The following is a 20,710-nucleotide window of genomic DNA, read 5'->3' on the forward strand; positions in this document are numbered from 1 at the left end:
TGGACTCAGGAAATTCAACACTTCTATTCTAAATTCGCATGACGACCGAACATGAACTCTGAGTGTGAGTCGTTTTTTTCCATCACACTCAAAATGAGGGCATCGTAAAACAAGAGTAGCGACTGTTCGAACAAGGAGCCCATCGGTTGAATGGATTTCCCACTTCCACTAAGAGCCTTCGCTTGTGCAGGAATTTCGATTGTATGATCTGCCAACGTTCCAATTGTTGAAGTCGGATTCGTTGTGATGGATGCAATCGTCGCACCAATGTTTTTCGCTTTCTTTGTCATGGAAACTAAACTGTCTGTTTCGCCTGAACCAGAGCCTACAATGAAAAGATCCTCGGCTTCTAAGTTAGGAGTTACGGTTTCTCCTACCACGTATGCTTCAAGGCCGATATGCATCATACGCATCACAAAAGCTTTGGCCATAAAACCAGAACGTCCTCCGCCAGCGACGAATATCTTTTTTGCGCTAAGAATCGTGTCAACTAAGTTTTCAGCGTCAGTGTCTTTCATTAGTGACAGAGACCGTTTCAGTTCATCCAGTATTTCTTGTGTATAAGTAGTTGCGTTCATCTTACACAAGCGCTCCTTGTTGGATCATCTGTTTAATTTGTTGTGCTGCTGATTTCTTATCTTCTTTTCCAGTGATTCCGCCACCGACAATAATAAGATCGGGTTGGGCTTTGATCACTTCTGGAAGTGTTTCTAGCTTAATACCACCAGCGATTGCTGTTTTCGCATTTTTAACAACACTTTTAATGGTACGGAGGTCTGCAAATGAATCTTTTCCTTCTGCTTGGAGATCATATCCAGTGTGAACACAAATATAATCTGCACCCAACTGATCAAGCTCAGCAGCACGTGTTTTGATATCTTTTACTGCGATCATATCGACCAGGATTTGCTTTCCAAGCTTTTTAGCTTCTTCAACAGCACCGCGAATGGATGAGTCTTCCGCTTGAGCAAGAATAGTAATAATATCCGCGCCTGCTGCTGATGCGTTCCCTACCTCATATCCTGCTGCGTCCATAATTTTTACATCTGCAAGAACATCCAAGTTAGGAAATGCCGCTTTTACTTCTTTCACTGCAGCGAGTCCTTCCTTGTTGATGACAGGAGTGCCAATTTCGACGATATCGATAAATTCTTCAACTTCTTTCACGACTTTAATTGCCCCTGGGATGTCTACAAGGTCTAATGCTAATTGTAATTTCATATATTCATTCTCCTTTTATGTGTTTTTTCAGTGCTCACTCAGTGTAAATCCAGAGATTTCTTTTGAGAAGTACGCACTTTAAAATCACATACTGACAAGGAGTATACTATCGGTATTTAAGTATGTAGATAAATTCCTTTCACCTTCATATAGTGGAGCAACTTTGGATTTGCATTTTAAAACTAAAATTATCGTTATTTTTTTCAACAAAGGTATATGACAAGTTCACGCAAAAACCTAAAAATGATAACGTTGTTTTGTTCAGAGTATCCATCATTGTCCACAGTATACTTTTTTGTACTATATGTTTTAAAACTGCGTACTTACATTTCTCACTCGGTACTCTTATACTAGGTACTGGTGCACTTTTAAATATCGGAATTATTATTCAACCCATTGGAGGGGAAACCTATGCAATTCAATAATTTCTCTTCACAAACAGAGGAGCACAGTGATCGAAATACGCAAGGAATGACAGTTGTTTTGTTTGGCGCAACAGGTGATTTGGCCAAGCGCAAGTTATTCCCTGCATTATATAATTTGTATGTCGAGAACAAAATGCCAAAAGTTTTTTCGGTTATTGGACTGGGGCGTACGCCATACACCGATGCTATTTTTCAGACAAAGGTGGAACAATCGCTACGAACATACTCAAGAGGAACCGTTAAAGAAGAAGGATTACAACAATTCTTATCGTCCTTCCGATACTGTCCGTTTGACGCAACAGAAATAAGGTCTTATGAGAAGTTGAACGAACTCATTGAACAACGGGAACGCGAATTGACCATCCCTGAAAACCGCCTATTCTACTTGTCCGTCGCTCCTAGTCTAATCGATGTCATTACATCGAATTTAACTACAAGCAGTGTTAGTCAAACATCTGGATGGAAACGTCTTATTGTAGAAAAACCTTTCGGAAATGATTTGGCCTCTGCACGCGAGTTGAATGAAAAATTACGAACCGCTTTTAATGAGGATGAAATCTATAGAATCGATCATTACCTTGGTAAGCCCATGGTTCAGAATCTCGAAACATTGATCCTCGTTAATCCGGTATTGGATTCGTTATTTAATCACAAACTGATTGCTAATGTACAAATTACCGCTAGTGAAACGGTTGGCGTTGAAACGCGCGCTTCTTATTACGACAAGGCGGGTGCGATTCGCGATATGGTCCAAAATCATATGTTACAGCTCGTGATGATGACTGCGCTCCATCTTCCAACAAAAGCACAGCCTGAAGAAATCCGTACGAAAAAGATGGAAATCATGCAAGCGCTTCGGCCGATTCAACAAGATGACTTGCAAGACAATCTAATTCGCGCTCAATACGGTAAAGGCGATATCTTAGGCATCGATGTTCCTGCGTATCGTGAAGAACCCGGTGTCCCTCATTCCTCTATGAATGATACGTATATTGCTGCACGCTTGTTTATCGACAACGAGTTTTGGAATGGCATTCCATTCTATATTCGAACAGGTAAACGGTTGGACAAAAAATCGACACGGATTGTGTTTGAATTCAAGGAGCGTCCGTCAGATTTAGAAGACTATCATCCTGAAGGTCTTGCTCCGAACTTGTTAATTCTAGAAATCAGTCCGAATGAAAGTATTTCGTTACAAGTGAACATGAAGGACCCTTCTACAAATCGATTCAAACCTTCTACAATTACGTTCACCACCAATTCATTTAATCAGCCAGAAGCTTATGAACTACTTTTACATGATGCCATTCTTGGCAACGCAACGTTCTTTGCCAATTGGAAGGAAGTCGAGTTATCTTGGCAATGGATTCAGCCTTTATTGGAAGCATTTGAAGAAAATCGATTACCATTAGTTTCATACGCTGCTGGGTCAACGGGACCTAAAGAAGCAAAACAGTTACTTGCCAATGATCACGTTACGTGGTGGTAATTAGACCGCCTTTCACATAAAAGGAGATACAATAACATGTCAGTTACATTTGAATATACAAACGCAATGTCCTTCATGAAAAGTACGGAAATGGATAACTTCAGTGCATTTGTAAAGCAAGCTCATAACCAAATCCACGGTCAACGTGGTCCTGGATCGGATTATCTTGGATGGGTTAGCTGGCCAATCGAGTACGACAGAGAAGAGTTTGAACGGGTGAAAGCAGCTGCATCACGCATACAACGACAATCGGATGCACTGATCGTCATCGGGATCGGCGGTTCGTATCTTGGCTCGAAGGCTGCGATTGAAGCACTCTCCCATACCTTCCATAACCAGATAGAAGGTAATACGGAAGTGTACTTCGCAGGACAAAATATTAGTTCCATTTACATCGAACACCTTCTTCAAGTGTTGGATGGTAAGGATATTTCCATCAATGTGATTTCCAAATCAGGGACAACTACTGAACCTGCCTTGGCGTTTCGTATTTTTCGTGAATTTATGGAGAAAAAGTACGGAGAAGAAGAGGCACGTAAGAGAATTTACGTGACGACGGACAAAACAGAAGGCGCACTTCGTAAGCTTGCTACGGAAGAGGGCTACGAAACTTTCGTCATTCCTGAAGATATCGGAGGGCGTTATTCGGTACTAACACCAGTCGGACTTCTTCCAATCGCTGTTGCAGGTCTTGATATTGACCAAATGATGGCAGGTGCTGAAGCCGCTTTTCACAAATACAATGATCCCAACCTCGCGACAAACGGGAGTTATCAATATGCTGCGGTACGAAATATATTCAACAGCAAAGGAAAATCCATTGAGCTATTGGTGACCTACGAACCTGGTCTACATTTTGTAGCTGAATGGTGGAAACAACTTTTCGGGGAAAGTGAAGGTAAAGACGTAAAAGGTCTCTTCCCTGCCTCGGTAAACTTCACGACGGACTTGCATTCTATGGGGCAATACGTCCAAGAAGGGCGTCGGTTGTTCATCGAAACAGCTTTGCAAATAAAGAAATCCCCCGTTGAGCGAACGATTCAAAATGACGTCAATAATATTGATGGATTGAATTTCTTAACAGGGAAAACGATGGACGAAGTGAACAAAAAGGCTGCACTCGGTACAACACTTGCACATATCGATGGAGATGTGCCAAATTTGCTAATCGAGTTAGATGAGTTGAATGAATATACGTTTGGTGAGCTTGTCTATTTCTTCGAAAAAGCTTGTGCAATCAGCGGAACGCTACTTGGTGTGAATCCGTTTGACCAACCGGGTGTTGAGGCATACAAAAATAATATGTTTGCGCTACTTGGTAAAGAAGGATACGACGAAGAACGAAAACAGTTGGAAGAACGGTTAGCAGAGATTACTAACTACTCAAACTAGAACGGAGGATGGCTATGAGCAATCAGCAAATCGGTGTTATCGGACTTGGGGTCATGGGGTTGAACTTGGCCTTGAACATGGAGAGTAAGGGATTCCCTGTTGCAGTCTATGACTACTGGACAGACCGTACAGAAGAGTTCATCACAAATGAAGCTCAAGGAAAAAATATCATTGGGGCTTCCACTCTTGATGAGTTTGTTGGATCCATTGCAACACCACGCAAGATCTTGATGATGGTTAAAGCCGGAGAGACGACGGATTCGGTCATCCAATCACTCCTCCCCTACCTCGAGTCAGGTGATATTTTAATCGATGGAGGCAACACATTTTTTGAAGATACGAATCGGCGTACAGCCGAGTTAAAAACGTCTGGTATCCATTTCATTGGAACTGGGGTCTCTGGTGGTGAAGAGGGCGCGCGGTTCGGTCCTTCACTCATGCCAGGAGGACCTAAGGAAGCGTATGACCAAGTAAAACCCATTCTTGATGCCATTTCTGCGAAAGTTGACGGCACTCCATGTAGTGCCCATATGGGTCCTGAAGGGGCTGGACATTATGTAAAAATGGTCCATAACGGTATTGAATATGGCGATATGCAACTTATTTCAGAAGCATATTTCATCATGAAACACGCTCTCGGTATGACGCCTAAAGAATTGCATGACACCTTTGCAGAGTGGAACACGGGTGAACTAAATAGTTACCTGATTGAGATCACTTCTGAGATTTTCGGTAAATTGGATGAAGAGACGGGTAACCCGCTACTCGATCAGATTTTAGATAAAGCCGGTCAAAAAGGTACGGGTAAGTGGACAAGTCAAAATGCATTGGATTTAGGAATCTCACTTCCAATCGTAACGGAGTCCGTCTTTGCACGGTTCATCTCTTCTATAAAAGAAGAGCGTGTCGCTGCGAGTCAATTACTGATAGGGCCTGAAGTTGAATCGTTTACAGGAGATCGTAAAGCGCTAATCGAAGCGATTCGTAAAGCATTGTATATGAGCAAAATCTGTTCGTATGCTCAAGGTTTCGCTCAAATGCGTGCAGCTTCTGAACAATACGGGTGGGACATTCCATATGGAGAGGTCGCAATGATCTTCCGCGGGGGTTGCATCATCCGTGCGCAGTTCCTCCAAAACATTAAAGATGCATTCGATCAGAATCCAGAGTTGCCAAACTTATTGGTAGACCCATATTTCACGAAAATTGTTGGCGAATATCAGTCAGCACTTCGTGAAGTACTTAGCCTTGCGATTCAACAAGGTATCCCAACTCCCGCATTCTCTAGCGCTCTTGCTTATTATGATAGTTATCGGACGGCGACACTGCCAGCTAATCTAATCCAGGCACAGCGCGATTATTTTGGAGCACATACGTATGAACGAGTAGATAAAGATGGGGCATTCCATACGGATTGGTCCAAGAAATAAACAGTACCCTAGAGTGAAGACAGGATTCCACGTTACCTAACCAATCTAATTGAATAACTTATTAACTAGCAAAACACCAACATCCCGAATGGAATGTTGGTGTTTTAAATAGCTAAATCATATAAAAAGCTTAACTCTTCACAGTATACAAATGCTTCACCAATTCCCGGTTTCTCTCTTTAGAAATATCGTTATGTGATGTCACAATTCCATGCCCATACGCTTCTGTTGTACTATATTGTTTCGCTTTGTTCACTGCGTTTGCATCAACATCTCGAAAGATACCAAAGAACTTTCTTAAGAGAGTTGATACGATAAGCAGATTGGATTCTCACTGAATGGACATTTTACAATACTTGCATCGATATTAAATACTTGCTGTAAATTTGAGCACGTCATTACATCTTCAGGCGATCCTTCTGTTATTAGCTCTCCGTCTTTCATCGCAATCATATAATCAGAAAATCTAGATGCATGGTTAAGGTCATGGAGAACCATAATAATTGTTCGTCCTTCCTCCTCATTGAGACGCTTTAACAGAAGTAATATATCGAGTTGGTGCGCCATATCCAGGTAAGTCGTTGGTTCATCCAACACTAAAATTTCTGTTTCTTGAGCAAGTGCCATAGCAATCCAAACTCTTTGACGCTGACCTCCAGATAACGCTTCAATGGGTCGATCTTTAAATTCGTTTAAACCCGTTACCTCTATGGCACGATCAATCGCTGCGTAATCCTCTTTTTTAAGTGAGCCTATTCTCTTTTGATGGGGGAAGCGGCCATATGAAACAAGCTCATAGACTTTTAACCCACCAGGTGCATTTGCGGTTTGCGGGAGAATTGCCATCTTTTTCGCAACTTCTTTTGTATCCAGACGATGAATTGCATCTCCATCTAGGTATACTGCACCGCTTTTCATTTTTAGGATTCTAGCGACGGCTTTCAGTAACGTCGATTTCCCGCATCCATTAGGACCTATTATCGTCGTGATTTTGTTTTTAGGAATGGAAAGGCTTAGCTCTTCAATAATAAGTGCATTGGAATAGCCAATAGCTGCACGGTCTACGATTAACTCTTGCATCCTTCATCGTCCTTTCGTCTTTATCTCTGCGTCTGTCTAGTTGGGACTTCTGAGTTCGGGATAACTCCATTACTGAAACGGATTGCTCTGCTCATAATTGTCGGCACCACAGAACCATGATTTTCTTCAGGCGCGATATAAAAAGCTGTATGCAAGGAGTCTACTTTTTTTAAATCCATTTCAGAAACTAATTCTTTTGCATCGTCCACCATAAAGCCTTCTTCTCCGCCCACAATAATGAACAAGTTTTTAGGTGCATCCAATGCATTTCTTTCATAAAATTCTTTCTCATAATAAAAAATTTCATGATCATTCCACCAAATCGACGGGCTACACGCTAAGTAAGTTGTGAATAATTGTGAGCGGGTAAACAATGTGTAAAGTACAAATAGCCCTCCCAATGAGTGACCAAATAAGGTTTGACATGCTGGATTGACTGCATATCTTCGTGAAATTTCCGGCATTAATTCTTGTCCGATAAAGTCAAGAAGCATCTCTGCCCCACCATGTGGCCCAAGCTCAACCCCCTTCTCCTTCAAACGATCCGGATAACTATAGTGCTCAGCAAAAGGTGTGAAGTCGTGAAATCTTTGTTTAGAGACCTCTTTGTCAGTTCCATGATGGCCAATTCCCACGACAATTGCAGGAGCAACAAAGGTCTTCGGTGCATTTCTGGACTGTAATCGTACTACGTCTCGCCCATATTGAAAGTGTGAATTTCCATCCATCATATAAATAATAGGGAATCCCTCTTTAGGAGGCGCAACACTTGGAATGGATACTTTAATATCAAATACATACTTCATCACCTTTGAGTCCAACTTCCAATATTCCGTGTGGTCTAATGTTACTTTTTCAATCATCTATAAGCCCTCTTTTCTTTGTATTAAAACCTTTATACTTTCAGTTTCACGAGCAAATATAAAAAGTAAGGAATTCCGATGATGGAGACAACAATCCCAACGGATAATTCAGAAGGAGCAAACACTGTTTTTGCAATGTAATCCGAAATAATAAGTAAAAACATTCCAATGACTGCACTCATCGGCAACACATATTTGTGCTGTATGCCTACGAGTTGCTTTGCAATGTGAGGAGCCATTAAGCCAATGAACCCGATGCCACCTGAAACGGAAACACAAGCACTTACTAAGCCAATACTGCTTAACAATAGAATCGACTTTTCCTTTTCTACTTTAATACCTAGGCTTTTGGCGGTAGACTCTTCTAATTGGAAGTAATCCAATAACGGACTTTTTTTATAAATGATAGCCCCAAAAATGACGATCCATGGCAACATCGAAGAGACAAATGTCCAATTGGCATTGTAAATACTTCCTGAAATCCAAACAGCAGCCATTTCATAGTCTTGTGCATTCATCTTAAGTGAGATATAAAGCGACAACGCACCAAACCCACTGCTAATTGCGATTCCGGACAGAATCAGTCGTTGCATATCCAGTACACCGTTGCGCCATGAGAACAAATAGATCAGTGTTGCAGCGAGCGCGCCACCTACAAATCCAAAAATCGGCATCATCAGGATGGAAGTGAAATTGGATTGTGTAGAAGTAATGGATGACATCTGGAAAAAATACATAAAGATCACGATAGAAGCACCCGCTCCGGCATTGATGCCCAATATTCCGGGATCTGCCAGGCCATTTTTGGTAACCCCTTGAATCACAGTTCCAGCAATCCCTAGACCAATTCCCACCAATCCTGCAATGACAATACGCGGCAACCGAAATTGAAAAATAACTAAGTCATACTTTTCGTTCGGATTTATGCGTAAAATTGTCTTGCAAACATCCCGAACAGACATGTCAAAAATGCCATTTGTCACATGAAAATAGAAAGCCACGAATGTGAGCAAGATAAAGATAGACATCATAAGAGTAAAACGGGAGAAGACTTTTTTAGTCACGCTGTTCTCCTCCTCTCGTGCGTATTAAGTAAAGGAAGACTGGAACGCCGATAATGGCGGTGACGACACCGACTGGCGTTTCAAAAGGAAAGTTAATATACCGGCTGATTACGTCACTCAATGCTAAAAATACAGCCCCAATAACGGCCGCACAGGGAATGACATAGCGATAATCCACACCAACAATGAATCTTGTCATATGTGGGATGATCAAGCCAATGAATCCAATTTTCCCGACTAATGCAACGGCAGTCCCCGTCAATATCACAACAGACAACATACTAATTATTTTCACCCATTTTGTCCGCTGCCCTAAATTGATAGCTATTTCTTCACCAAGAGAGGCAATTGTTACTGACTTAGCTACACTCATTGCCAATAGCAACCCTAACAATCCAAATGGAATTGCCATTAAGAGCATGCTCGGATCTACTTTATGTATTTTTGAGTTATACCAGAAGCTGATACTCTGGGACACTTGAAAGCGCATAGCGATTGCTGCAGCTACACTGCTTAAAAAAGAACCAATAACTGTACCGATAATTGCCAATCGAACTGGCGACAGACCATCTCGAATCAGCATTCCAAAACCAAATACAATACCAGCTCCAATGGCAGAACCCAGCATGGATAAGAGAATCATTTGGTAGTTTGATAAGCCGGGGAAAAACACGATTGCGATAGTTATAGCAAATGTCGATCCGTCATTTACACCCATAATGGATGGGGAGGCAAGATAGTTCCGGGTGATCCCTTGCATGATAGCACCCGAAACCGCTAAAAATGCCCCTACAAATAAAGCAGCGATTACGCGCGGTAATCGCGATGTCATGATAATGTTGTGGTCCACATTATCTCCATCAAATTGCGTAATCGCTTGCCATATCGTGAGTACAGTTATATCTTTCACGCCATATAAAACGGATAAGACAATGGCTAGTACTATGAATAGTGGGGACACACTTAAAATACTAATCGCTATCCAATTTGTCTTTTTCATTTTATGTGTTCACACCTTACTCACTTACTAGATTTTTAATAGCAGCATCTAGGAATCTAACTTTAGACCATGCTGTTCCACCTTGCGCAAGTGGAGCAACTGTATTCACAAATACGTGATCTTCTTTCGCAGCGGTAATGCTCTTAAAGATAGGATTTGCAAGTAAATCATCCTTCGCAGTTAGGTTATCTGCATTCTCACTATCTTCAAACTGTAAGAAGATATAATCTGGATTGATATCTGCCAACGCTTCAAGCGATAGTTCCCCTTGACCTTTTGTGTTAGTTACAATCTCAGGTACTTGCAACCCTAAGTCTGTGTAGAGGACAGAATTTAAATAGGTCTCTTCCGAATACACAGCGAGACTTCCTTGACGAATGCGCAACACTAAAACAGTCTTATCTTTCAACGAATCTCCAATTTTCTCTTTTGCATCTGCAGCTTTAGCATTGTAATCTGCGATAATTTCGTCCGCTTTGGATTCCTTGCCTGTAAGTTTCCCTAACAGCTGTAAGTTCTCTTCCCAGTTCTCAGATAAATGAGAGTACGGAATCATCGTTTGAATTTTATTCATAGCTGCAACTACATCTTCACCATGTTTCGATGAGCCTAGAATGACATCCGGATTGAGAGCTAAGATGGCTTCGTTGTTTGGTGCGAATTTGTCACCAACGAGTGAAGCTCCTTTAAGTTCACTTGCCAAGTATTCTGGAATCGCTTCCCCGATGGCTAAGACACCAACAGGCTTTACGCCGAGAATCGCTGCGTCTTCCATTGACTCCAGACTTGCTGCAACAATGTTATCCACTTTAGCAGGCAATACATAGTCTTCACCTAAATACGTTATCGTTTGTTCTGTCGTGTTCTCATCTGCTGCGTCTTCTTTATCAGTATCACTCGCATCAGTGCTCACTTCTTCAGCATTTGCTTTTTCTGTATCTCCCGAAGCCTCATTATCATCTTTCTCTGAGCAAGCACTTAAACTCAATGCTAACAGTGCACTCACTGCCATTAGCCAATACTTTTTGTTCATCTGTCATTCTCTCCCTACGTATGTTATTCAACTAGGCCTAGTCAATTGATAACGATTATCATTATCATTAATAATATAGCAGAGGCAGTTTGCAGTTACAAGCGAAATTTTCAAATAATATTTAGCCTTCGTATTGTAGACTTGCAGATTTTAATATGAGTGCATATTTGTATCAATGCAAAAAAGCACTGCTAAGTAGCAATGCTTTTCTGTACCAAAGTTTAAGATGAGTGGATGCTTTAATTGACTTCATTCAACATAGAACCAATATCGGATGCTCCTGTAGGGTAAGCAAAAATCGTCTTCTTCATTTCTTCAAAAGATAACTTTAGACGAATCGCTGTGGAAAAATGATTGATGAGATCATCAGCATTGTCGCCTAAAAAATGCGCACCCAGAACGGTTCCACTCTCAGAATCCGTAATGAGTTTGAATGCAGCGGCTTGTTCGTTCGTCCGTTTAAACGTAAACCAATCAGTTATTTCCTGATACGTCACCTTGGTTTTTTGATTAGTTTTTTTAGCTTCCTCTTCTGTCATACCAACGGAACTGATTTTCGGGACCGTGAACGCAACAGACGGCACAACTGGATAGACAATTGGCGTGTGGTTGCCATGAAGTAAGTTTTGGATGACAGCAGCTGAATCCTTCGAAGAAATGGGAGTAAGCGGTGGTGCTGATGTCTCAGCAGCGTCCCCGGCAGCGTATACATTAGGGTTGCTAACACTTTGCAGGTATTCATTGACCTGAACTCCACCCTTATCCCCAAGATTAACATTTCCTTTTTCAGGATCGATATCGAGTGCAGGTGCACGCCCCAAACCATGGACAACTAAGTCGCCTGTAAATGTTTGCTTGTCACCGTCTTTTTCAGCCGTTACTGTAAACTTTTTCCCGTTCTTTTCTACAGACTTAACGCGCGTATTCAGGTGAATTTTAATGCCGACCTGTTCAGAACGGTTTACAAGAAGATCGACTATATCTGGATCAAATTGTTCAAGAGGTCGTTCTCCACCATGGATGACTTCAACTTCCGCACCGACACGTGCAGCGAGATGCGCAAATTCCATTGAAATGTAGCCCCCACCCGCAAAGATGATTTTCTTCGGCATTTCTTCAAGGTCAAGAAAGTCATCACTGTGAATCATTAAGTCCTCACCATCTAGTCCTAACTTTACTGGCTGTGCGCCTGTTGCAATGACGATTTTCTTACCAGTGAGCACATCATCACCTACTCGGATTTCCGTATCAGATTCGAACGTAGCCTCTCCATGATACGCATCAATCCCAAGGTCCTTAAATTTCTTTTCGGTGTTCTCAGGAATCGGCTCCGTGAACGTTTTCTTAAACGCCATCAAGTCTTTCCAATCGATTCGTGCATCTCCAGAGAGTCCTTTCCCTGTCATTCGCTCCTTCCAATCCATCCATTCCGCTGCGTTTACCAATACTTTTTTCGGGTCACATCCACGTTGAGGACATGTACCACCATATGTACGTCTATCAATAATGGCAACAGTCCAACCGGCTTTTTTACAAGCTTGGGCAGTACTAGAACCTGCTGTTCCTGTACCGATTACAATCAAATCATAGTTTTTCTTCAAACTGGGTTTCCTCCTTTTTCTTGCATTCGTAAACAATGGCTGTCCAGGCTACTTAGCCATCATATATTGAGGGCTGGTATCCACCTTCAACCAAAAAGTTAACGTTACACAAGTGAGTCGTACTACTTAATTTACCCAGGTTTAAGTGTTCTAATCTTATTTAATTATTAGTCTATGAAAGATGATTGACGCAATAAAAGCTGGTTCCACCTAATTGGTAGAACCAGTTTTTATAAACGATTCAATTCGATGACTGTACACCTCTTATTGTGATTTCTTCAAGAAGAGAGACAGCACAACATTAATAACAGCCAGTACTAAACTGAACGTAAATACCATAGAAGTACCCGCCGCTGTAGCTGCCATCATTGTTGCTCCTTCCGCTAAAGCTACTCCTTGTTTGGCGGTTAGGATTGAAATCATAATTGCAATTCCGACAGCTCCCGATACTTGCTGCGATGTTTGGGTAACAGCAATTCCATCTGGATAGAGCCTTTTCGGCAATGCATTCAGCGTATTCGTCTGAACGGCTCCAATGGTCATCCCTACGCCAAGCATCATCACTATATGTGTAACAACCATCATCCACAAAGCCGTTTCTGTTCCATACTGTGTATAGAGCGCATATCCCACTACAACAAGTAGGGTTCCAGGTGTAATTATCGCCCGCGGACCAAACCGATCAAATAAGCGCCCAATCGGAGGAGCAAGAATACAATTCAGCAAACTGCCTGGAAGCAAAACCAGTCCAGTTGCAAAGGCTGAAACGATGAGCGCAACTTGCATGTATATCGGCAAAACAACGAGCATAGAAAGCATACTGAAGAATGTAATGCTATTCATTGTGAATCCCAATACAAATTGTGAGTGTTTGAAAACGTGTAAGTTAAGCATAGGTGACTCGAGCTTCGTCTGTCGGACAACGAATAAGAAGAGCGCAACGAGTCCAAGGACGATTGTTCCGATTACCTGTATACTTCCCCATCCGTAGTCACCGCTACTACTAAATCCGTACACTAGCCCCCCGAAACCAAGTGTAGACAGTATGACGGATAGACTGTCTATTCGGGTGTTCCGTACTTCATTTAAATTCGGGATGAAGATGTATCCGAATAGTAAAGAGAACACTAAGAATGGCAACGTAACCCCAAAAATCCAATGCCACGAGAGGGTGTCTAGAATCAGCCCTGCAACGGTTGGCCCGAGTGTGGGTCCAGCAAGAATTACAAGTCCCATGATTCCCATGGCACCCCCGCGTTCGTTCGGTGCATAAATCGTGAAAATAACATTTTGCGTTAATGGTAACACGATTGCAAGGCCCGCCGCCTGAATAACACGTGCTATGATCAGCACGCTGAAGACAGGTGCCATTGCCGCAGTAATAGTACCTATAATCGACAAAGTCAGAGATGCGATGAACAACTGACGTGTCGTAAACTTTTGCATCAGATTCCCAGTAATCGGAACAAGAATTCCGAGCGTTAAGAAATAACCTGTAGCAAGCCATTGAATTCCGGTTGTACTTACTTGAAAGATGTGGCTAAGTTCACCTAACGCAATGTTTAAGGCAGTCTCACTGAACAACCCAACAAAACCCGCCGTGAACAATGCCAACATGATAAATCCTCTTTTAATTTCTCGTTCCTTCACCATACTTATTAAAACTCCTTCATCAATTCAGGTATGACGTTCGATATCGTTTGTAAAGGGATGGAAGAGTTTTGAGCACGACATAAGAGCAACCCGCCTTCTATGGATGCTGTCAAGAACAAAGATACTGAGGTTGCCCGATCACTTGAAAAACCATCTTCTAGTAATTTCGCTCGGTAAATAGACTGTATTTTTTCATATAGCGCTCTGCAAGCATCACGAGCGGGTTCACTAAGAAGAGACATCTCACTAACGATGCTACTAAACGTATAGCCAGCAATTGTTCCATTCCTATCTAAATCCTTGATCATCTCTCCTATGACGGCACGAGCCGCATCTTCTGTAGAAGATGCACAGTTAAATACCAATTCAATATCTCTCGTGAGAGTCTCGTTAAGCGAATGCAAACACGCGATAAGTAGCTCCTCCTTACCACCGGGAAAATGGTGATAAAGTGCTCCCTTTGTAATCCCGCATGCTTGCAGCAGTTCGTTCAGCCCTACAGCTTTGTAGCCTCTCTGCTGAAAAAGCTTTGTCGCCGTTTCAATCATCCGTGTTTTCGTGTCCACATTCCTCTTCCTTCCTCCAGCATACCAACCGGTCTGTTTCACTATAGCAGAACTTTCACGAATGGTGTAAGTGTTTTTTTAAAAGAACAGCATCAAAAAAGCTCTAAGCTAAATGCTCAGAGCTTTACAAAATTTTTCTCATTTTTCGGACTTAACGCTGTTATCTAAGTGTTTTTAATGCTCCGCTCCAAGCATTGACTTGGTCAAGCATCAAATTCACATTATCCAAATGTAATTCTTGTGGCTTTAATACCGATCCGTTTTCAAAATCAGTAAAGAGTGAGAGTGTTGGGTGAGTACGTACATCTGCGATCATTAGTTCTCCCATGATACCACGTAAATGTTCTGCTGCTCGAGCGCCACCTGTTGAACCATAACTTACAATCCCAGCAGCTTTGTTATTCCATGCTTCGCGCGCAAGATCCAATGCATTTTTCAGCGCTCCTGAAATACTATGATTGTATTCTGCGACAACGAATACAAAACCATCTAAGCTAGCAAGTTTGTCATTCCAAGCCGTAATTCCCGGCTCAGTTCCATCAGTTGTTCCCATAAACGGCAATTGGAAATCTGCGATATCGACGATTTCATAATTGGCGTCGCCACGTTTGTTTGCAATTTCTTTTAACCATTCTCCTACTTGTGGGCTAACTCGACCTTCACGTGTACTCCCCAAAATAATTCCGATATTCATTGTATTCATTTTAACTTCCTCCTTAGATTGTTTAGTAAATATTTTCGAGAAAAAACTCATTTAATGGACACCAACCTATTCTTTCTTTTGTAAGACAACCTACTTATACGGCTAAAAGGATTCGATTTCCTGAAGGATCGGATGTGATATAGTGATGGCCATCTTCTATAACACTTCCGCCAATCCGATTAATATTTTCAATGACTTGTATACGGGTATCTTCATCAGGTAAAACGAGTGTAAATGATTGGAGACCTACACTATTTTGAGATGGTGGTGGCGCTCCTTCCCCATTCCATATGTTGACTCCTATGTGATGGTGGTATTTCCCGGAAGAGAGGAACAATGCCTGCCTACCGTAACGGTTGACGACATCGAGTCCTAATCCCTTTACATAGAACTCTTCAGTTTTCACCAATTCCGAAACGTGTAAATGGATGTGTCCCATCACCGTTCCTTCCGGCATTCCTCGCCATTCCGACTCTGGACTAGAATTCGCTAGCAGATTTTCAAAGTCCAGAGGATCGACGGTCATCGCCACTTCTTCCTCTTGCCAAATCCATTCTGCAGGGGGCCTGTCGATATAGATTTCAATTCCGTTTCCATCTACGTCATTGAGATACAGCGCTTCACTGACAAGATGATCGGAAGATGCTAGTGGAATACCTTGTTTGGATAAATGAATCACCAGATTTGCCAAATCCGCTCTTTTTGGCAATAGAATTGCAAAATGATACAACCCGGTTGTTCTCCCCTGCTTTGGTACAATATTTGCCGGTTGCTCTAGAGACAAAATGCTAGTCTTCCCATCTGTTGTAAGCTTTACAGACGAAGTAGTTTCCTCTAGAATATCGAAACCAAGAATGTCTTGATAGAAAGATACCGACCGCTTCAGGTTTTCTACTTTAATTTGGACATGACCAACAAATGTTGTAGGCTTCTTATGGAAACTCATCATTCTCCTCCTCTCCCTCTCGAATACGAAGCATTTGATTGTCATTCCAATCAACGCAACATCATTCTTTTTATAAGTTGATTACCTTATGTAACTTACTATACATAAGGTAATCAGTATCGTCAAGTACTTTTATTTCACTTTGTAATTAAAAGGTTTTCTATGGTATACTATATGGAAAGAGGTGTATATCCCATGAAACAATCAACGATTTGTCCAAAATTCGAAAAAGCTATCTCACTGCTTAGTCAAAGATGGACGGGGTTAGTAATTTATCAACTATTATCAGGAACTCAAAGGTTTAGTGAAATTCAGTCAGCTGTTGGAATTAGCGGAAAAGTCTTGTCCGATCGTTTGAAGGATCTGGAAGTCCAAGGTGTTGTTAAACGGGAAGTATTCCCTGAAACTCCAGTAATTATTGAATACTCTTTAACTGAAAAAGGACACTCCTTGGAACCTGTATTAAAAGAAATCGAAAACTGGTCTCACGTATGGGTATCATCAGAAGATGACGGGTCCTGCGAAATTGACTAAATCTGACAAAGAGAACTTGCTACTACATGGCCGGTTCTCTTTTTTATGAAAAAATCACTTTACATTTTATTGCTCAATTTATTCATTTACCTCTACTCCTCTTCTCCCTATATGTTCTTCTGTCCAAGAAGACATCTTTTAGTATTCTGCCCTATACGGCTTGTAGCAAAAAAGAGAACTAAGATTGCATTCGGTAGTTGCAATCCCAGTTCTCCTAGGTTTTATAAAATATATTTTCTTTAAAGTGGTTTTCCTTCTTAATGCGTTCCTTTAAAATTCTTCTATTCAGGTGTTGCCACTAGTGTCACATTAAATTAAGACCTTTAACCCAAGCATCATGATTCCCCCCATCCCATGGGCTTTCGTCAGTCAAATTGCTACGGTAAGATCTCCCGCCTATTATCCCATCATTTCTATCACGCTTATCCTGAAGTGCTATCCGACACAAGTGGTAGCCTTTGCGTTATCTCCTATCTTTACTGAAATTGTGTGACCACATTTCACTTAAATGAGGAACGTTCGCATCAAGAAAAGCCCCCGATTTCAGCAGAGTATAAAATATGTTTGTAATTTAAATCTATGGCAAACGGTCGATTGTAAAGTTTATTAGACGTTTATTACTAAATCTGCAATACTCGCGGGTTTTACTGTGTTAATGTAATGTTTTTCGCCTAGCCAGTATCTTTCACTATACTTTTTTAATCTTACTTGGAAATCTCCAATGTAAGAATCTCGATTTAATACCCTTTTCTGTCTTAATTCAAAAGGACAATCTAAAAAAGCAATAAAATCAAAAAAGTTCTTCCATTCTTTCCTTTGTAGAAATATACCTTCAATAAGAACAATACTGTTTGCTAATACATCAATCCGTTTCGTGAAAATTGAATCAGTAAATTTATCATAAAACGGTAAAAGTATATGATGTGAATTATTCAGGGGCTCTAGTAAGTTGGTTACTATTCCCTCAATATCCCATTGCAAGTAATAGTATTCGTACCATTCTTCGTGCCCAGTTTGATAACGTTTGTTCTTCTCAACAATGTGGTCATCAAGATGAAACGTAGTAACCTTATAATTAGAACCTCTTAATTCTTGCTCAACATTCTGTGAAAAGGTAGTTTTACCTGCCCCTCCTAATCCATCCAGCCCCACTACTAAAGCTCGATTTTTATTAGAACGATTAAGAAATTGATAATTCAACATTTCTGCCATCTCTTTTACACACATATAATTCATTCCTTTTATTCGAAAATGGCACGATTACTGAAAAGGGTGCAGATCTCTTATACAAGAATCGCGCCCGCTAGCTGAAGATTACTCTTTATAACTGCAAATTCATTGTAACTGTCCTAATATTAAAGCCCATCTTTTTGTACAACTTAATCGCCTCATTACCAGAAAAAGCACTAAGGCGTACTTCGGTATATCCATCTTGTTTTAAATGATCAATAGCTGCATTCATTAACTCTTTGGAAATTCCATTACCTCTGAATTCTTTAATAACATATAGTTCATAGATAAATCCATTCAATTTATCAGTAAACTGGTCTTTACTTTCCCCGAAGAGTATCCAGCCCATTATCGTATCCTCTTCTACTGCGATTAAGTAATGGCTTCCATTCTTTAGAAGTGGTTTAACTAGTTGTTCAATCTTTTCATCAGTCGGATTTATTTCCCCCAATGTACCATCAAAAATTGCTTTTGGAGAAAGAGCTAAAATCTTTTGAAGTTCCAAATCAGTTGGTTTCCGTATATCCATTAATTAAACAATCCTTTCAACATCAGTCACATTTTTTACACAAACTGGCCCGATTGAAGAATATTCATCAGAGTAACTCATTTTTCTAGATTTAAAATTTCAACTTTGTAATTAGTAATGCCATTACTGGCAAGTTCTTTTTCAAAATATAGTTTTGCTTTTTCTTTATTACTCATGTTATCTCCGTCCATTCGTATTGAGAAGATCTTTTCACTCTTACTAACGCCCATACTAGTTATGCCAAATTTCATTTCAGTATTATCATATAAATCCGTTTCAAAAAGATTATCGATTTTCTCATCTTCATTTGACGAAGCAGAGGAAATATAATCGTTTCCAAAATAAAATAATGAACAAGACATTACAGCAACTATAGCTAGATACTTCTTTTTCATAACCATCATTCTCCTTTTCTCTAAAATGGCCCTTTAACGACACATTCCTTATTACAGAATTGCGCCCGACTATGGAAACATGGAAACGATTATTTAATAAACAAATCGCCTATGAATGGGGTAACATCCCCCAAGACAAACAAAACGATGGCAAAGGAAAGGACAGTTCCAGCTAATGGCAGATACCATTTTTTTCTTCTTGGATTTGTATTGGAGCCAATAATTAACTGCCCACAGGAACAACATAAAACCAATAGAAAAGTTTCAAAATACTTTATCGATAGGATCATCATCAATAGGTGCGCTTACACTAAAAAAAAGCGAATAGCAAAAAAAAGACAGATAAATACCAATAAGATTTTATTTACGATATGAACAACAATACGGTAATAATTGTTATTCATTAAATCTCCATCCCTAATCATTTACAAATCACACAGTCAATCTTCTTTAACAAAATGGCCCGATTGCAGTATTAGGGCATCTGCTTATATAACAAACGCCCCCGTTTCTGGCAAAAAGCTAACTCAGAAATATTGGTTCCAACTATTCGTTAAATATAATAACTAAATGGTTAATCACCTGAATTTCTTTCTTTAATTGTTTTCACGAATGCTAAGAACAAAATTAAAAATACAATACCCACAAATAAACCTATTGAAATTAAAAAATCCAATTATCTCCCTCCTTAACACAATTCAATTAAGTGGCATTCTAAACATAAGTAAGCGCAGGACTTATACCTTTATTGCGCTCGTTTGCTTTACGAGGAAATATTACCACGTTTTCTGATTGCTCTTATAATAAACATGATAATATAGTTTAGAGCCACTTAATTCATTGAAATAATATCAATACTGAAGGCGCAATATGTTGTCTTATTTAATCTTGTTAATCAATTTTTCAATCTCTTTGGCGTTTTTTACTGCTCCTGCAAACCCATCTACAATAATTCCATCTTCATCAATTAAATACGTTGTGGGAAGACCAATCACTTTATATATTCTCTCTATATCCCCGTTACTATCTAGTAACACAGGAAAAGTTAACCCATGAGCATCCACAAACTCTTGTACTTTTTTGGTATTTAATTCGCTCTTAGTCATGTTAACTGCAATAATCTCTACATTTTCTAAATCCTTGTGTTTTTTATAATAATTCTCCATGTAAGGCATCTCAACTTTACAAGGACCACACCACGATGCCCAAAAATTAAGAAATACTTTTTTCCCTCTGTAATCAGACAATCTAATCTTTTCACCAGATAAACTTTGTAATTCAAAGTCAGGAGCTACTTGGTTGTTTTCAAGACCTATATTTAAATCACTTCTCGACAGTTCAGATTCGCTATACAACAATTTATTAGGCTGATCTTCTATCATGCCACTTGGATATTCCTCCGCTACAAAGTTGTTTTTAACCAAAACAATTAACATGATGGCAATAATCAAAACTGAAACGCTTGTGCCTATAATGGACTTAGTTTTCATTAATCCACCTCCTCAAACAATGAAAGCAATCAATCATATTTGGACAATGGTCATTTACTTGATTCT

General features: G+C 40.3%; 20 protein-coding genes. 4 read left to right on the forward strand and 16 right to left on the reverse strand.

The features are described 5' to 3' along the window. Nucleotides 1-23 precede the first annotated feature (23 nt). Complete coding sequence (gene hxlB, locus M3197_RS12805) at nucleotides 24-578, reverse strand: 6-phospho-3-hexuloisomerase (protein ID WP_251661974.1); 555 nt, start codon at nucleotides 576-578, stop codon at nucleotides 24-26. Nucleotide 579: 1 nt separating this feature from the next. Beyond that, nucleotides 580-1,221 (reverse strand): 3-hexulose-6-phosphate synthase, encoded by a 642-nt coding sequence (gene hxlA / locus M3197_RS12810; protein WP_251661975.1) that lies wholly within the window; start codon nucleotides 1,219-1,221, stop codon nucleotides 580-582. Nucleotides 1,222-1,632: 411 nt separating this feature from the next. Here hxlA and zwf point away from each other — a divergent pair, with 411 nt between their 5' ends. The 3 genes from zwf to gnd are packed head-to-tail and all read left to right on the forward strand — an operon-like array spanning nucleotide 1,633 to nucleotide 5,957. After that, on the forward strand, nucleotides 1,633-3,135 hold the full coding sequence (gene zwf, locus M3197_RS12815; RefSeq protein WP_251661976.1) for a glucose-6-phosphate dehydrogenase: 1,503 nt from the start codon (nucleotides 1,633-1,635) through the stop codon (nucleotides 3,133-3,135). A 36-nt stretch (nucleotides 3,136-3,171) separates the two neighbouring features. Next, nucleotides 3,172-4,527, forward strand: coding sequence for a glucose-6-phosphate isomerase (locus M3197_RS12820; protein WP_251661977.1), 1,356 nt, complete (start codon nucleotides 3,172-3,174; stop codon nucleotides 4,525-4,527). 14 nt (nucleotides 4,528-4,541) lie between these two features. Further along, nucleotides 4,542-5,957: an NADP-dependent phosphogluconate dehydrogenase gene (gnd, locus tag M3197_RS12825; protein WP_251661978.1), complete on the forward strand. Its 1,416-nt coding sequence runs from the start codon at nucleotides 4,542-4,544 to the stop codon at nucleotides 5,955-5,957. A 297-nt stretch (nucleotides 5,958-6,254) separates the two neighbouring features. Here the strand turns inward: gnd and M3197_RS12830 are convergent, their stop codons facing one another. The 10 genes from M3197_RS12830 to M3197_RS12875 form a co-directional block, all read right to left on the reverse strand. After that, nucleotides 6,255-7,037, reverse strand: a complete 783-nt coding sequence (locus M3197_RS12830; RefSeq protein WP_251661979.1) for an ABC transporter ATP-binding protein — start codon at nucleotides 7,035-7,037, stop codon at nucleotides 6,255-6,257. 20 nt (nucleotides 7,038-7,057) lie between these two features. Next, complete coding sequence (locus M3197_RS12835; RefSeq protein WP_251661980.1) at nucleotides 7,058-7,900, reverse strand: alpha/beta hydrolase; 843 nt, start codon at nucleotides 7,898-7,900, stop codon at nucleotides 7,058-7,060. 32 nt (nucleotides 7,901-7,932) lie between these two features. Then, nucleotides 7,933-8,964, reverse strand: coding sequence for a FecCD family ABC transporter permease (locus M3197_RS12840; RefSeq protein WP_432814001.1), 1,032 nt, complete (start codon nucleotides 8,962-8,964; stop codon nucleotides 7,933-7,935). Then, nucleotides 8,957-9,964, reverse strand: coding sequence for a FecCD family ABC transporter permease (locus M3197_RS12845; RefSeq protein ID WP_251661981.1), 1,008 nt, complete (start codon nucleotides 9,962-9,964; stop codon nucleotides 8,957-8,959). The genes M3197_RS12840 and M3197_RS12845 overlap by 8 nt, the downstream gene beginning before the upstream one ends. Before the next feature lie 16 nt (nucleotides 9,965-9,980). After that, nucleotides 9,981-10,997: an ABC transporter substrate-binding protein gene (locus tag M3197_RS12850; protein ID WP_251661982.1), complete on the reverse strand. Its 1,017-nt coding sequence runs from the start codon at nucleotides 10,995-10,997 to the stop codon at nucleotides 9,981-9,983. 239 nt (nucleotides 10,998-11,236) lie between these two features. Further along, on the reverse strand, nucleotides 11,237-12,598 hold the full coding sequence (locus M3197_RS12855) for a dihydrolipoyl dehydrogenase family protein (protein WP_251661983.1): 1,362 nt from the start codon (nucleotides 12,596-12,598) through the stop codon (nucleotides 11,237-11,239). A 264-nt stretch (nucleotides 12,599-12,862) separates the two neighbouring features. Then, entirely contained in the window at nucleotides 12,863-14,251 is a 1,389-nt protein-coding gene (locus M3197_RS12860) for a DHA2 family efflux MFS transporter permease subunit (RefSeq protein ID WP_251661984.1), read from the reverse strand. A gap of 5 nt (nucleotides 14,252-14,256) precedes the next feature. Then, complete coding sequence (locus M3197_RS12865; RefSeq protein WP_251661985.1) at nucleotides 14,257-14,817, reverse strand: TetR/AcrR family transcriptional regulator; 561 nt, start codon at nucleotides 14,815-14,817, stop codon at nucleotides 14,257-14,259. A 160-nt stretch (nucleotides 14,818-14,977) separates the two neighbouring features. Beyond that, nucleotides 14,978-15,571 carry an NADPH-dependent FMN reductase gene (locus M3197_RS12870; protein WP_251661986.1) on the reverse strand — a complete coding sequence of 198 codons (594 nt, stop codon included), beginning with the start codon at nucleotides 15,569-15,571 and terminating at the stop codon, nucleotides 14,978-14,980. Nucleotides 15,572-15,614: 43 nt separating this feature from the next. Beyond that, nucleotides 15,615-16,466 (reverse strand): VOC family protein, encoded by an 852-nt coding sequence (locus tag M3197_RS12875; RefSeq protein ID WP_251661987.1) that lies wholly within the window; start codon nucleotides 16,464-16,466, stop codon nucleotides 15,615-15,617. Between the two features lie 195 nt (nucleotides 16,467-16,661). Here M3197_RS12875 and M3197_RS12880 point away from each other — a divergent pair, with 195 nt between their 5' ends. Beyond that, entirely contained in the window at nucleotides 16,662-17,000 is a 339-nt protein-coding gene (locus M3197_RS12880) for a winged helix-turn-helix transcriptional regulator (protein ID WP_251661988.1), read from the forward strand. Between the two features lie 606 nt (nucleotides 17,001-17,606). On the opposite strand, the gene M3197_RS12885 is transcribed toward M3197_RS12880, so the two are convergent. From M3197_RS12885 to M3197_RS12900, 4 genes are all read right to left on the reverse strand, one after another. Then, the gene (locus M3197_RS12885) at nucleotides 17,607-18,212 is read right to left on the reverse strand and encodes a kinase (RefSeq protein WP_251661989.1); all 606 of its coding nucleotides are present in this window, start codon (nucleotides 18,210-18,212) and stop codon (nucleotides 17,607-17,609) included. Nucleotides 18,213-18,321: 109 nt separating this feature from the next. Further along, nucleotides 18,322-18,759, reverse strand: coding sequence for a GNAT family N-acetyltransferase (locus tag M3197_RS12890; protein WP_251661990.1), 438 nt, complete (start codon nucleotides 18,757-18,759; stop codon nucleotides 18,322-18,324). 77 nt (nucleotides 18,760-18,836) lie between these two features. Then, nucleotides 18,837-19,154 (reverse strand): YolC/YozM family protein, encoded by a 318-nt coding sequence (locus tag M3197_RS12895; RefSeq protein ID WP_251661991.1) that lies wholly within the window; start codon nucleotides 19,152-19,154, stop codon nucleotides 18,837-18,839. 878 nt (nucleotides 19,155-20,032) lie between these two features. Continuing rightward, nucleotides 20,033-20,644 carry a redoxin domain-containing protein gene (locus tag M3197_RS12900; RefSeq protein WP_251661992.1) on the reverse strand — a complete coding sequence of 204 codons (612 nt, stop codon included), beginning with the start codon at nucleotides 20,642-20,644 and terminating at the stop codon, nucleotides 20,033-20,035. Between the last annotated feature and the right edge of the window lie 66 nt (nucleotides 20,645-20,710).

This window comes from Sporosarcina aquimarina (genome assembly GCF_023715615.1).
Taxonomy (GTDB): Bacteria; Bacillota; Bacilli; order Bacillales_A; family Planococcaceae; genus Sporosarcina; species Sporosarcina aquimarina_A.

Excerpts from the sequence above, each read along its gene's own strand:
- M3197_RS12860 (WP_251661984.1), bottom strand. The coding sequence starts at position 14,251 with ATGGTGAAGGAACGAGAAATTAAAAGAGGATTTATCATGTTGGCATTG.
- M3197_RS12880 (WP_251661988.1), top strand. The coding sequence starts at position 16,662 with ATGAAACAATCAACGATTTGTCCAAAATTCGAAAAAGCTATCTCACTG.
- M3197_RS12835 (WP_251661980.1), bottom strand. The coding sequence starts at position 7,900 with ATGATTGAAAAAGTAACATTAGACCACACGGAATATTGGAAGTTGGAC.
- M3197_RS12845 (WP_251661981.1), bottom strand. The coding sequence starts at position 9,964 with ATGAAAAAGACAAATTGGATAGCGATTAGTATTTTAAGTGTGTCCCCA.
- M3197_RS12870 (WP_251661986.1), bottom strand. The coding sequence starts at position 15,571 with ATGAGTTTTTTCTCGAAAATATTTACTAAACAATCTAAGGAGGAAGTT.
- M3197_RS12890 (WP_251661990.1), bottom strand. The coding sequence starts at position 18,759 with ATGGATATACGGAAACCAACTGATTTGGAACTTCAAAAGATTTTAGCT.
- M3197_RS12875 (WP_251661987.1), bottom strand. The coding sequence starts at position 16,466 with ATGAGTTTCCATAAGAAGCCTACAACATTTGTTGGTCATGTCCAAATT.
- M3197_RS12885 (WP_251661989.1), bottom strand. The coding sequence starts at position 18,212 with ATGGCAGAAATGTTGAATTATCAATTTCTTAATCGTTCTAATAAAAAT.
- zwf (WP_251661976.1), top strand. The coding sequence starts at position 1,633 with ATGCAATTCAATAATTTCTCTTCACAAACAGAGGAGCACAGTGATCGA.
- hxlA (WP_251661975.1), bottom strand. The coding sequence starts at position 1,221 with ATGAAATTACAATTAGCATTAGACCTTGTAGACATCCCAGGGGCAATT.
- M3197_RS12895 (WP_251661991.1), bottom strand. The coding sequence starts at position 19,154 with ATGAAAAAGAAGTATCTAGCTATAGTTGCTGTAATGTCTTGTTCATTA.
- hxlB (WP_251661974.1), bottom strand. The coding sequence starts at position 578 with ATGAACGCAACTACTTATACACAAGAAATACTGGATGAACTGAAACGG.
- M3197_RS12900 (WP_251661992.1), bottom strand. The coding sequence starts at position 20,644 with ATGAAAACTAAGTCCATTATAGGCACAAGCGTTTCAGTTTTGATTATT.
- M3197_RS12830 (WP_251661979.1), bottom strand. The coding sequence starts at position 7,037 with ATGCAAGAGTTAATCGTAGACCGTGCAGCTATTGGCTATTCCAATGCA.
- M3197_RS12850 (WP_251661982.1), bottom strand. The coding sequence starts at position 10,997 with ATGAACAAAAAGTATTGGCTAATGGCAGTGAGTGCACTGTTAGCATTG.
- M3197_RS12820 (WP_251661977.1), top strand. The coding sequence starts at position 3,172 with ATGTCAGTTACATTTGAATATACAAACGCAATGTCCTTCATGAAAAGT.
- gnd (WP_251661978.1), top strand. The coding sequence starts at position 4,542 with ATGAGCAATCAGCAAATCGGTGTTATCGGACTTGGGGTCATGGGGTTG.